The organism is Methylobacillus caricis (assembly GCF_020532705.1).
GTDB classification, from domain to species: Bacteria; Pseudomonadota; Gammaproteobacteria; order Burkholderiales; family Methylophilaceae; genus Methylobacillus; species Methylobacillus caricis.
The window spans coordinates 121,243-133,433 of the sequence record NZ_JAJAVD010000004.1; the positions used below are offsets into that span (position 1 = coordinate 121,243).

The following is a 12,191-nucleotide window of genomic DNA, read 5'->3' on the forward strand; positions in this document are numbered from 1 at the left end:
AAATTACTTTAAAGAATACTGTGGGCCTTGAAATAATCACGCGCATGGTCTGCATCCTGTGCTATCCAGTATTTCAGTGTCTCAAGGCTGTCAAATTTCATTTCATCCCGAATCTTGTGCATGAACTTCACGCGCACATGCCGGCCATAAATATCGCCACTGAAATCGAACAGGTGCACTTCCAGCGTCGGCTTGCCGTTACTCTTGACGGTCGGCCTGACACCCAAACTGGCAACACCGGGCAGGTCATCGCCATAGCCCGCGCCAGCCAAACCTTCCAATTTTACCGCATAGATACCGAAAAGCGGTGGCCTGTCATGCAACATATGGATATTCGCCGTCGGGTAACCAAGCTCACGTGCAAGTTTGTCGCCGTGGATAACTTTGCCACTGATGCTGTAGGGACGCCCAAGCAACTCCGCAGCGGCATCAAGCTGCCCATTAGCCAATGCATCACGGATAGCCGTGCTGGAAACCCGGCTCCCATGCAGGTCTACCTGTGGCTGGCTTTGCAGGTTGAAACCATCGCGGACGAAGTCCTCCATGCCGCCTTGACGCCCTGCACCAAAACGGAAATCCTCGCCAACCAGAACGGCACGCGCATCCATGGCATTGCGCAGTATGTCCTGCATGAAATCTTCTACACTGATCGCAGCAAACCTGCGATTGAAATGACAGACATATACATACTCCACCCCAGCCTCGGCAAACAATTCCAGCTTTTCGCGCAGGGAGGTCAGGCGGGTTGGTGCATGGTCTGGCGTAAAAAATTCTCGCGGATGTGGCTCAAATGTCATCACGGCAGCCTTCAGGTTCTGGGCCCTCGCCACTTCGATAAGGCGTCGCAACAATGCCTGGTGCCCCAAATGCACGCCATCAAAATTTCCGATAGCAACTGCCAACGGATAATTGGCTGCTTGATGAAAATGCCTGAATATCTGCATGTGTCAGCCTTAAGTTGCGCTACGCTTCATGAAATCGCGAACACGAAGGCCAAGTAGCCACAAGGCTCCGAAATAGACCAGCGCACCCAACGCAACCAGACCCGCCAAGTGCGACAACTTGACTATCAGATGATAATGCATCCATAAACCGCTATCCCCGGCTGCCAGCCACAGCACCAATGCCATCGCCACCAATGCCAACACCAAGCGTAATATAAATAAAATCCAGCCTGGCTCAGGCTGATAAATGCCCGCCTTGCGCAGGTGATAATACAACAGGCTGGCATTGATACAGGCCCCAAGACCAATTGCCAGGGCAAGCCCCGCATGCTTGAAAGGACCGATAAAGGCAAGATTCATTACCTGGGTAGCCACCAGGGTAAACACTGCAATCTTGACCGGGGTCTTGATATTCTGCCGCGCATAAAAAGCCGGAGCCAGCACCTTCACCAAAATCAGGCCAAGCAGTCCCAAGCTATAAGCAACCAGCGCTTGCCGGGTCATCCAGACATCATGTTCGGAGAAAGCGCCATAATGAAACAATGATGTCACCAGAGGCACGGACAATACCGCCAAGGCCACTGCTGCAGGCAATGCCAGAATCAGGGTCAGGCGCAGCCCCCAGTCCATCAAGGCAGAATATTCCCCTTCAGCCTTATCGGCAAAACTCTTGGATAGACTGGGAAGCAGAATAGTGCCAAGCGCCACGCCAAGCAAACCAGTGGGAAACTCCATGAGTCTATCCGCATAGTAAAGCCATGAAACGCTGCCGCTTTCGAGAAATGAAGCAAAAATCGTATTGATCAGCAATGACAATTGCGCGATTGATACGCCAAACACAGCAGGCCCCATCAAACGCAGGATACGCCAAACGCCATCATCATTCAGGCTAAGCCTGAAACGCGGCAACATGCCGATCTTTCTCAGGAAAGGCAGCTGAAACGCCAGTTGCAAAAATCCTCCGACGAACACAGCCCAGGCCAGGACCATGACTGGAGGATCAAAATAGGGTGCGAAAAACAAGGCTGCCACGATAAAGGCAATATTGAGCCAAACCGGTGTAAAGGCCGGCACAGAAAATTTGCTATAGGTATTGAGCACACCGCCCGCCAAAGATACCAGCGAGATCAGCAGGATGTAGGGAAAGGTAATGCGCAGCATATCGACCGTCAGGGCAAAGGTCTCGGGCTCGCTTTGCGCCCAGCCCGGCGCACTGACATAGGCAATCAGGGGAGCCGCTATCATGCCCAGCGCTGTTACGATCACCAGCACCAGGCCAAGCAGTGTCGCCACATTGCTCATCAAGTTGCGCGTCGCCTCATGGCCCTTGCGATTCTTGTATTCTGCCAGCACCGGCACAAATGCCTGGGAAAATGCTCCCTCGGCAAACAAACGACGCAACAGGTTGGGAATCTTGAAGGCGACAAAGAAGGCATCCGTATAGATACCTGCTCCAAATACGCGCGCAATCAGCGTATCCCTGACAAAACCCAACACCCGGGAAATAAAGGTCATGCTCCCGACAGCCGCCAACGCTTTCAACAAATTCATTGCACACGCATCATGAGATAATGGAAATTAGCCGGTTAAGCCAATAAAAAAGAGGATTTTAGCATGTCTGATCAATCATCTCATGTTTCAAATCTACAAGCTCCTTGCATTTGATTCAGAAATTAGTTAATATTCTCGGCTTCGTATTTTGTTAACTAATTTAGGGAATATCCATGGCTAATAGCGCACAGGCGAGAAAGCGTGCACGTCAGGCAGTCAAGCAACGCGCCCACAATGCAAGTTTGCGCTCGGCTTTGCGTACCGCGATCAAAAAGATCATTAAAGCGGTTGAAGCCGGTGACAAAACTGCAGCACAGAGTGTATACAACGAGAACATCAGCGTGATCGATCGTATTGCAGACAAGAAAATCATCCACAAGAACAAGGCTGCTCGTCACAAGAGTCGCCTGAGCGCTTCGATCAAGGCACTTGCCTAATTAATCGACAGCATCTTGTTAAAAAGCCGGGCATCAAGTCCGGCTTTTTTATTGTCTGAAGTAACATAAACCTCGCGTCAGCAGATCTAGGTCTACCCGGACAGCCATCTCTACCCGGGTGATTATCTATAGAACCAAACTAATTACCGACGCCCAGCATATCCCGCGCGCGCATGGCCGTTTCCAGCACAGCCTCAGGAGAACCGCCAATCACTGTGAAATGTCCCATCTTGCGCCCTGCACGTGCCTCATGCTTGCCATATAAATGCATCTTGAGCGCAGGCTCAGCAAGCGTCTCCGCCCAGGCAGGCTCGCCATCTTTCCAGATATCGCCAAGGATATTCACCATCACTGCTGAACTATGCAAGCGAGGCTCGCCCAAGGGCAGGCCAGCCAGCACACGCACCTGCTGCTCAAACTGGTTGGTGACACAGGCATCTATAGTGTAATGCCCCGAGTTATGCGGGCGTGGCGCCATCTCGTTCACAAGCAGCCTGCCCTCACTGACAAAAAACTCAACTCCCAGCACACCGATATAATCAAGCTTACGTGCCACTTCGATCGCCAATTGCTGTGCTTGTTGCCGTATGGCCTCGTCACCACGCGCAGGTACAATGCTTACATCCAGCATGCCATTGAGGTGGCTATTTTCCGCCACGGGAAAAGCTTCCACGTTGCCATCCGCATCACGCGCGAGCACTAGTGAAACCTCGTAATCCAGCTTGAGCATGCGCTCCAGTACGCATGTTTCACCACGGAACTGCTCAAATGCGGCCCGCGCTTCATCCTGGCTGGCCACTCTCGCCTGCCCCTTGCCGTCATATCCAAAACGTGCCACCTTAAGTATGGCTGGGTACAGGCCACTATCCAGCCCAGGCACATCATCCACTTGGCGAATCACGGCATAGGGCGCCACCGGCAAACCCGCATCACGGAAAAAATTCTTTTCTGCCACACGATTCTGGGCGATCGCCACCGAAGCAGCAGCTGGCCGCACAGTACAATATTGCGCAAGAAATTCCAGGGTTGCTGCTGGCACATTCTCAAACTCGGTAGTAATTGCCACGCAATGTTCAGCCAACCGTGCAAGGGCTGCCTCATCATCATAAGCCGCACAGATATGCAGGTCCGCGATCTTGCCTGCCGGACTGTTTTCATCCGGATCAAGCACTGCCACGCGATAACCCATTTCATGGGCCGCAATCACAAAAAAACGGCCTAATTGCCCGCCGCCCAGCATCCCCAGCATAGCCGGAGGGAGAATGGTAATTGCACTACTCACAAAAAATTCCTCAAACTAGATATTCAGCAAAATAATTTCAAGGCTGGTCAGGCAATTCCATTACCAGCACCCGAGCAGTTTGCGCCTCGCGGAATGCAGCCAGCTTTTGCGCCAGGACGGTATCCGTGGTTGCCAGGATGGAAGCTGCAAACAAGCCGGCATTCGCTGCCCCTGCCTCACCAATGGCAAAGGTGGCCACTGGGATACCCTTGGGCATTTGCACAATGGACAGCAAGGAATCCTGTCCCTGCAAATGCCTTGAAGGCACAGGCACTCCAAGCACCGGTACTGTCGTCTTGGCTGCGACCATGCCTGGCAAGTGGGCAGCACCTCCTGCCCCCGCAATAATGACACGCAAACCATTTCCGGCTGCCTGCTCGGCAAATTCAAACATCAGGTCAGGCGTGCGATGTGCTGAAACAACGCGCGCCTCATATGCAATACCAAGATCAGACAACATTTGTGCTGCTGCACGCATCACGGGCCAGTCACTATCCGAGCCCATGATGATGGCTACCAATGGTTTGGACATCTATTTCCCCTTAAACCAGAATCAGGTTATCGCGATGAATCAATTCCGGCTCATCGACATAACCCAGTATGTCTTCAATTTCACTACTTGGCTTGCGCAAGATGCGTGCAGTTTCAACTGCGCTGTAGTTGATCAATCCACGTGCAATCTCATGCCCTTCCGGATTGACACAGGCAACCACCTCTCCACGCTCAAAAGTCCCCTCGACCGCGGTCACACCAATTGGCAACAGGCTTTTCCCACCCTGTTGCAGCGCCTTTGCAGCCCCGGCATCCAACATAACCTTGCCAGCCAGACGCAGATGATCTGCCAGCCATTGCTTGCGCGCCAGGATCTTGATCTGTCCAGCCTGCAAATGCGTACCAACCACTTCACCGGCGGCCAGACGTACCAGCACATCCGGCTCACGTCCAGAAGCAATAATCGTATGAGCACCGCTACGTGCCGCGCGCTTGGCGGCCAATATCTTGGTCAGCATGCCGCCGCTGCCGATCAATGTACCAGCCCCCCCTGCCATTTTCTCCAATTCGGGATTGCCGGCCGTTTCATATTGGATAAATCTAGCGTCCGCATGCTTGCGCGGATCGGCAGAATACAGGCCTGACTGGTCCGTCAATATCACCAGTGCGTCGGCCTCTATCAGGTTGGCAACCAAGGAACCCAGAGTGTCATTGTCACCAAAACGGATTTCATCTGTCACCACGGTATCGTTTTCATTGATTACCGGGATCACGCCTAAATCAAGCAAGCTACGCAGAGTCTTGCGTGCATTGAGATAGCGTTTGCGGTCAGCCAGGTCAGCATGCGTGAGCAGTATCTGGGCAGTATGCAGGCCGTGCTTGCTGAAGCAGGTTTCATACATCTGCACCAGACCCATCTGCCCCACAGCCGCAGCGGCCTGGAGTTCATTAATGGCCACAGGACGCTTTTTCCAGCCCAGGCGCTGCATTCCTTCGGCAACAGCGCCGCTGGATACAAGCACCACCTGCTTGCCACCTTTCACCAGCTGGGCAATCTGCTCGGCCCAGGCAACGATAGCCTGCCCATCAAGACCGGCACCATTATTAGTCACCAGGCTGGAACCCACCTTTATTACCAGGCACTTAGCATTCAACAGCAAAGACGTCATGCTCACACTCGACTCTATCACTAGACCAATGAGGCATCGGATGCCGTATCTTCGTGGCGATTAGCCTCTATATGTTCCATGATCGCGTAAGTCAATTCACGACAACCAATTCCGGTTAAGGCGGAAATAGCAAAACAGCGCCCCTCCCAACCCAGTTTCTTCACGAACTCAGCAACATGCTCCTGACTGTTTTCCAGCATGTCGACCTTATTCAACACCAGCCAGCGTGGCTTGTTGTAAAGCTCGTCATCATACTTCTTCAATTCTTCAACAATCGCACGCGCTTCACGCACTGGATCAACCGCATCATCAAAGGGCGCCAAATCAACCAGGTGCAGCAACAGGTGTGTGCGAGCCAGATGCCGCAGGAACTGGTGCCCCAGCCCTGCTCCTTCCGCAGCGCCTTCAATCAAGCCCGGCACATCGGCAATGACAAAGCTACGGTTGGTATCGACACGGACTACACCAAGGTTAGGATGAAGTGTCGTAAATGGATAGTCAGCCACTTTGGGTTTGGCAGCAGAAACGGAACGGATGAATGTTGACTTCCCAGCGTTTGGCATGCCCAGCAAACCAACGTCAGCCAATACCTTGAGCTCCAGGTACAGCTCGAACTCCTCGCCCAGCTCACCCTTGGTGCACTGCCGCGGCGAACGATTGATACTGGACTTGAAGTGAATATTACCCAAACCACCATTGCCACCCTTGGCCACCATCACCTGCTGCCCATGCTCGGCAAGATCAACCAGCATCTGGCCTGTTGCCTTGTCACTTACAACAGTCCCGACAGGCACACGCAGCAGCATATCATCCCCGCCAGCCCCATACTGGTCAGACCCACGGCCATTCTCGCCGCGCTTGGCACGGAACAACCGGGTATAACGGTAATCCACCAAGGTGTTGATATTACGATCAGCAATCATGAAGATAGAACCGCCCTTGCCGCCATCTCCGCCATTGGGCCCGCCCATGGGCTCATACTTTTCACGGCGGAATGTGGCCACGCCGTTTCCGCCATCGCCGGCATAGACTTTGATGGTTGCTTCGTCTATAAACTTCATGATGAACTGCCTAAATTAATTGTCGAAAAAATCTGCATTTTCAGCATAATACCGCCTGAAACAAAAAAGCCCTATCGGATCGATAGGGCTTTTCCTGAATCGCTTAAAGCTTAGGCCGGAATGATGCTGACCAGCTTGCGACGCAGTGCGCCTTTTACAGAAAAGGCCACTTTTCCGTCAACCTTGGCAAACAAGGTATGATCCTTGCCGATACCAACATTTTCGCCCGGGTGCATACGTGTACCACGCTGACGAACAATGATGCTGCCAGCAGAAACAAACTGCTCGCCGAAAGCCTTAACACCAAGTCGTTGCGCCTGTGAGTCGCGACCGTTACGTGAACTACCGCCTGCTTTTTTGTGTGCCATTTATATTACCCCTTACTTAGCAGCAATCTTTTCGATCTGGATTTCAGTAAAACTCTGGCGATGGCCTTGAGTCTTACGATAATGCTTACGACGGCGCATCTTGAAGATCAACACCTTGTCGCCACGGCCATGAGCCACAACCTTGGCCTGTACGCTTGCACCTTTAACCAGAGGAGAACCGATAGTCGTGCTTTCGCCATCGGAAACCAACAATACCTTGTCGAGAGTGATTTCACTGCCGACATCACCAACCAACTTCTCTACCTTAAGCTTATCACCAGCGGCTACGCGATATTGTTTGCCACCAGTTTTGATAACTGCATACATGGTTATGCCTCGTTTGCTACGCATTCAAATGAATCGGGCATTATACGGAAATTAACAAGGAAAGCAAATGCAATATGATGCCCGATCTTCAAATAGGTAAATCAACAAGCAGGGTGCCAGCCATAAGGCTCAGGACTCAGTTTCCCCGCGCCTATGTTAGAATCTGCTGACTTATTTTAGGCAGCCCAACGTGTCCTTAGCTTTTATTCAGTCCTGTATCGCAGAAGACATGCAGAAGGTCGATGCGGTCATTAGAAAATCATTGCATTCCGATGTTGCCCTGATCAACCAGGTGGCGGATTATATAGTCAATAGTGGCGGCAAGCGGTTACGACCTGCCCTAGTGTTGCTGTCAGCTGGCACATTCGGCCATATTGAGCCACGCCACCACGAGTTGGCTGCTGTCATTGAACTGATCCACACTTCCACGCTGCTGCATGACGACGTAGTGGACGAGTCTGCCCTGCGCCGGGGAAAAGCAACAGCCAACACTCTATTTGGCAATGCAGCCAGCGTACTGGTCGGTGATTTTGTTTACTCCCGTACCTTCCAGATGATGGTAGCCGTCAGAAACATGCGTGTCATGGAAGTGCTATCCGAGGCTACCAACACAATTGCGGAAGGCGAAGTATTGCAACTGCTGAATGTACACGATGCCGACATCACCGACGAAGCCTATCTCAAGGTCATTCACTATAAAACTGCCAAACTTTTTGAGGCCGCTACCCGCCTAGGCGCCATTATATGCAACGCATCCGAGCAGGATGAGGCTGCCATGGCAGAATATGGCATGCGGCTAGGGACGGCATTCCAGCTTATTGACGATGTACTGGACCTCAGCGGTGACAGCTCGGAAATAGGCAAAAACCTGGGGGATGACCTTGCTGAAGGCAAGCCTACACTCCCGCTCCTGTTCGCCATGCGCAATGGAAATGAAGTCCAGCGACGAACCATCCGCTCTGCAATTGAAGAAGGTGGATTAACAGAATTGCCAGCAGTGATTGATGCCGTCAAAGCGACGGGGGCACTGGACCATGTGCGCCAAATTGCGAAAACAGAGGCGGAAGCCGGCTGCGCAGCCATTGCCCACCTGCCAGATTCACCTTTCCGGCAAGCCTTGGTGCAGCTTGCCGAATTTGCGGTTAGCCGCAGTTTCTGACGCAAGCTGCTTTTTGGTCAAGATAATTGAATCATTAGTTAAGTGTAATCAAGTCCCCGCTATCAGCACGGTAATAGCTCAAATGGGCGCACTCGCTAGTTGCTGGCGTCAAGGCTCCATCAAATAAAGACTCACCATCCACGTCCACCATGGCATAGCCATTGTGATAAAGCGTTACCTCCGCATGCTGCAAACCATGTCTCATGGCAAAGCTCATGTAAGTCTCATCCTCGGACTCCTCATAGACTTCCCAGTTTGCCCGGCCTGTCAATTGCTCCAACCAACCCGACAAATCCACTTCCACACGGCAAACAACAGGAGCATCCCATGCTGCTTGAGTTCCAGTCTCTATCATTTGCGTTTCCTTTCAGGTTAGTTATCACTCAACGCTTAGTTGGCGGCGGTTTTCCTTATTTCAAGGTTATATGGCAACTTTCACCGATGCGGTTGCCATACTTATATAACGGTGGGATGATGCGAAAAGTTTACTAATGACATCCTTATGCCTGATTTTATTTTTGAATTCCTCACTCTACTGCGTGACAATCCACCTTTTTTTATCGGCTTTTCGGTATTACTGGGACTAATGATTGGCAGTTTCCTCAATGTCGTCATCCATCGCCTGCCGCGCATGATGGAAATGGAGTGGCAGCGCAATTATGCGGAACTGCAAGGCACAACCGCAGAAAGCCAGGCAGCTTACAATCTGGTCAAGCCGCGCTCAGCATGCCCGCACTGCGGACACCAGATCACGGCAGTGGAAAACATTCCCGTCATCAGTTATCTCTGCCTGCGTGGCAAATGCAGGGGCTGTAAAACACCTATCAGCCTGCGCTATCCACTGGTAGAAGCTGTCACAGGCATCCTGATAGGCTTGGCAAGCTGGCATTTCGGATACTCGGGCATGGCCGTGGCAAGCTGGATATTGATTTGCGCCCTGATCGCACTCACATTTATCGACCTGGACACACAACTCCTCCCTGATGACATCACCCTGCCCTTGCTATGGATAGGCCTGCTTTACAATTTCCACACTGGATTCACCGATCTGCAATCTGCTGTCGCAGGTGCTATAGCAGGCTATCTTATCCTATGGTCGGTCTACTGGCTTTTCAAGCTGGTCACTGGCAAGGAAGGCATGGGGTATGGCGATTTCAAGCTACTGGCAGCCCTGGGAGCATGGTTTGGCTGGCAACTTCTTCCGGCTGTCATTTTATTATCATCCCTTGCGGGCTCCATAATCGGCATAATCCTGATTGTCTTTGCCAAACACGGGCGCAGCAAGCCCATGCCCTTTGGTCCTTATCTGGCTTTGGGCGGGATGGCAGCACTATTCTTTGGCAAACAGTTATCGCAATTGTATTTAGGAACTTAACATGTACGTTGTTGGACTCACCGGTGGCATTGGCGCTGGAAAAAGTGAAGCTGCAAAAATATTTGCCAACATTGGCGTACCGGTAGTAGACGTGGACGTCATTTCACGCAAGCTCACTGCCGCCGGTCAACCCCTGGTTGCAAAGATTGCTGAAGCCTTTGGCCAGGAATATGTCACCTCTGATGGCGCAATGGATAGAGGCAAGATTCGTGATCGTATCTTCTCGAATGACGCAGACCGCAGGCTACTGGAATCCATCCTTCACCCAGCCATACACACCGAGGCCCTGCGAGAGCTGGACAGCTACAATCATGCACCATATCAGATCCTGGCCATTCCGCTGTTTTTCGAATCCAACCGCTATGAAGGCATTGTAAATCGCACACTGCTCATAGATTGCGATGAAGACAAGCAGATCAGCCGTGTTGCCAATCGAAACGGCTTTTCCGAGAAAATGGTGCGCTCCATCATTGCAGCCCAGGCATCCAGAAGCTTTAGACGCGCACTGGCAAATGACATTATCGACAATAACGGCACCTTGGATGAACTAGAGGCAAAAATTCTGCAGATACATGAAAAATTCATTCAGGCTTGCATAGTTAGCGAATAAATCTCATAATCCACCACAACTTAATATCCTAGTTGCTCAGCCTCGAGAAGCCCGTGCCCAGCTACGACTACCCTTTTAACGAACGTATCCGTACCCTGCTGCGCCTAGAAGACCTGTTTATCAAGGTCTTGCACAATATCGAAGGGGAACATGAGTTCCATCACCACTGTGCATTGCTCTCGATTTTCCAGATTCTGGATGTGATTGAACGGGCCGAGCTGAAAGTTGACCTGCTGCAGGAACTGGACAGGCAAAAAATGGTGATGAACAACCTGCGCGGCAATCCCTCGATTGAAGAGCAAGTCCTCAACGACCTGGTCACCGATATAGAGTCGGCAGCCAAACCATTGCGCAACACCCCTGGAAAACTCGGCCAAACCCTGCGCGACAATGAATGGCTGATGAGCATCAAGCAACGTTCGGTTATTCCTGGCGGCGTTTGTGAGTTCGACCTGCCTTCATATCACTACTGGCTAGGCCTGAGTGAAACCCGCAGGCAAAATGACCTGAATTTCTGGCTAAGCCCGCTCATGCCGCTATATGATGCCATACGCATCATCCTGCATATCCTACGCGGCAGTGGGGCCACCACTTCATTGACTGCAAATAATGGCGCTTACCAGCAAATGCTGGGAGGAGCCAAGCCGGCCCAGATGCTGCGTGTGGAAATCCATGACGACCTGCCATGCTTTCCAGAAGTCAGTGCCAACAAATACGCTATCAATATTCGATTCAACAGTCTGGACAATGCGCAAAGACCTCGGCCCTGCGAATCAGACATCAACTTCTCGCTGACACTGTGCAACCTGTAAATACCTCTACAAAGAAACGCCTGGTTTCCTGCCCTCAATGTGGCGAATTATCCGAATATTCCAGCAACAATCCATACCGGCCATTCTGCTCTGAACGTTGTCGCCTCATAGACCTTGGGCAATGGGCAAGCGAAAACTACCGGATTCCGGATACTGCAAAACCAGAAGATATTCCTGACGACACGGAATAATCCATTATCAGGCGGCTTCCTATTAAGGATTCGCAGTAAACCCCAGTTGGTAAAAACGCTTACCGCTGGCAGTATCAAGCTCCAGGTTCATCAACCAGTCACTTTGCCCGCTCATGCATACCGGCAATGTCACTTTGGCCAGCCAGTCACCATCCTGCTGGCGTACGAACCTGTATTGATTCAAACCCATCTGCATATCGCGCATATCGAATTTTGCTAGCACTGCCTGAGCCTCACCTACCTTGATACGTAACTCGAACGGCTGCATGACTCTGGGCGCCTGATCAGCCTGCACAAATATCCCCGCATTGCCGCAGCCTCGAACAATATCAGCACATGCTAGCTCTTCGAATGCCGGTATAGCAGGTTTAAGCAACCACCAACCGCCGATGGCAATCAATGTCAGCAATAAA

16 protein-coding genes are annotated in these 12,191 nt (G+C 51.7%); 6 read left to right on the forward strand and 10 right to left on the reverse strand.

What is annotated here, in order from left to right:
• Positions 1 to 8 precede the first annotated feature (8 nt).
• Both LG200_RS11005 and murJ read right to left on the reverse strand, forming a co-directional pair.
• Complete coding sequence (locus LG200_RS11005) at positions 9 to 944, reverse strand: bifunctional riboflavin kinase/FAD synthetase (RefSeq protein ID WP_226757678.1); 936 nt, start codon at positions 942 to 944, stop codon at positions 9 to 11.
• Between the two features lie 9 nt (positions 945 to 953).
• Positions 954 to 2,495 carry a murein biosynthesis integral membrane protein MurJ gene (murJ, locus tag LG200_RS11010; protein ID WP_226757679.1) on the reverse strand — a complete coding sequence of 514 codons (1,542 nt, stop codon included), beginning with the start codon at positions 2,493 to 2,495 and terminating at the stop codon, positions 954 to 956.
• Between the two features lie 173 nt (positions 2,496 to 2,668).
• Between murJ and rpsT the strand changes: the two genes are divergently transcribed.
• Positions 2,669 to 2,932 carry a 30S ribosomal protein S20 gene (rpsT, locus tag LG200_RS11015; RefSeq protein WP_226757680.1) on the forward strand — a complete coding sequence of 88 codons (264 nt, stop codon included), beginning with the start codon at positions 2,669 to 2,671 and terminating at the stop codon, positions 2,930 to 2,932.
• Between the two features lie 139 nt (positions 2,933 to 3,071).
• Here the strand turns inward: rpsT and LG200_RS11020 are convergent, their stop codons facing one another.
• The 6 genes from LG200_RS11020 to rplU form a co-directional block, all read right to left on the reverse strand.
• Positions 3,072 to 4,214: a 5-(carboxyamino)imidazole ribonucleotide synthase gene (locus LG200_RS11020; RefSeq protein WP_226757681.1), complete on the reverse strand. Its 1,143-nt coding sequence runs from the start codon at positions 4,212 to 4,214 to the stop codon at positions 3,072 to 3,074.
• A 37-nt stretch (positions 4,215 to 4,251) separates the two neighbouring features.
• Positions 4,252 to 4,746, reverse strand: a complete 495-nt coding sequence (purE, locus tag LG200_RS11025) for a 5-(carboxyamino)imidazole ribonucleotide mutase (protein WP_226757682.1) — start codon at positions 4,744 to 4,746, stop codon at positions 4,252 to 4,254.
• 10 nt (positions 4,747 to 4,756) lie between these two features.
• Positions 4,757 to 5,875: a glutamate 5-kinase gene (gene proB, locus LG200_RS11030; protein ID WP_226757683.1), complete on the reverse strand. Its 1,119-nt coding sequence runs from the start codon at positions 5,873 to 5,875 to the stop codon at positions 4,757 to 4,759.
• 20 nt (positions 5,876 to 5,895) lie between these two features.
• A complete protein-coding gene (gene cgtA / locus LG200_RS11035) occupies positions 5,896 to 6,936 on the reverse strand; it encodes an Obg family GTPase CgtA (protein WP_226757684.1) in 1,041 nt (346 codons plus the stop codon).
• 110 nt (positions 6,937 to 7,046) lie between these two features.
• On the reverse strand, positions 7,047 to 7,304 hold the full coding sequence (gene rpmA / locus LG200_RS11040; protein ID WP_226757685.1) for a 50S ribosomal protein L27: 258 nt from the start codon (positions 7,302 to 7,304) through the stop codon (positions 7,047 to 7,049).
• 12 nt (positions 7,305 to 7,316) lie between these two features.
• Positions 7,317 to 7,631 carry a 50S ribosomal protein L21 gene (rplU, locus tag LG200_RS11045; RefSeq protein WP_226757686.1) on the reverse strand — a complete coding sequence of 105 codons (315 nt, stop codon included), beginning with the start codon at positions 7,629 to 7,631 and terminating at the stop codon, positions 7,317 to 7,319.
• Positions 7,632 to 7,860: 229 nt separating this feature from the next.
• Between rplU and LG200_RS11050 the strand changes: the two genes are divergently transcribed.
• Complete coding sequence (locus LG200_RS11050; protein ID WP_264193894.1) at positions 7,861 to 8,790, forward strand: polyprenyl synthetase family protein; 930 nt, start codon at positions 7,861 to 7,863, stop codon at positions 8,788 to 8,790.
• A 34-nt stretch (positions 8,791 to 8,824) separates the two neighbouring features.
• Here LG200_RS11050 and LG200_RS11055 read toward each other — a convergent pair whose 3' ends face one another.
• On the reverse strand, positions 8,825 to 9,145 hold the full coding sequence (locus tag LG200_RS11055) for a hypothetical protein (protein WP_226757688.1): 321 nt from the start codon (positions 9,143 to 9,145) through the stop codon (positions 8,825 to 8,827).
• A 147-nt stretch (positions 9,146 to 9,292) separates the two neighbouring features.
• Between LG200_RS11055 and LG200_RS11060 the strand changes: the two genes are divergently transcribed.
• The 4 genes from LG200_RS11060 to LG200_RS11075 are packed head-to-tail and all read left to right on the forward strand — an operon-like array spanning position 9,293 to position 11,778.
• Complete coding sequence (locus LG200_RS11060) at positions 9,293 to 10,165, forward strand: prepilin peptidase (protein WP_319004560.1); 873 nt, start codon at positions 9,293 to 9,295, stop codon at positions 10,163 to 10,165.
• A gap of 1 nt (position 10,166) precedes the next feature.
• On the forward strand, positions 10,167 to 10,775 hold the full coding sequence (gene coaE, locus LG200_RS11065) for a dephospho-CoA kinase (protein ID WP_226757689.1): 609 nt from the start codon (positions 10,167 to 10,169) through the stop codon (positions 10,773 to 10,775).
• 53 nt (positions 10,776 to 10,828) lie between these two features.
• Entirely contained in the window at positions 10,829 to 11,587 is a 759-nt protein-coding gene (gene zapD, locus LG200_RS11070) for a cell division protein ZapD (protein ID WP_226757690.1), read from the forward strand.
• Positions 11,575 to 11,778 (forward strand): DNA gyrase inhibitor YacG, encoded by a 204-nt coding sequence (locus tag LG200_RS11075; protein WP_404809810.1) that lies wholly within the window; start codon positions 11,575 to 11,577, stop codon positions 11,776 to 11,778. Before zapD ends, LG200_RS11075 begins: the two co-directional genes overlap by 13 nt.
• A 22-nt stretch (positions 11,779 to 11,800) precedes the next feature.
• On the opposite strand, the gene LG200_RS11080 is transcribed toward LG200_RS11075, so the two are convergent.
• Positions 11,801 to 12,187: a hypothetical protein gene (locus LG200_RS11080; RefSeq protein ID WP_226757691.1), complete on the reverse strand. Its 387-nt coding sequence runs from the start codon at positions 12,185 to 12,187 to the stop codon at positions 11,801 to 11,803.
• Positions 12,188 to 12,191 lie beyond the last annotated feature (4 nt).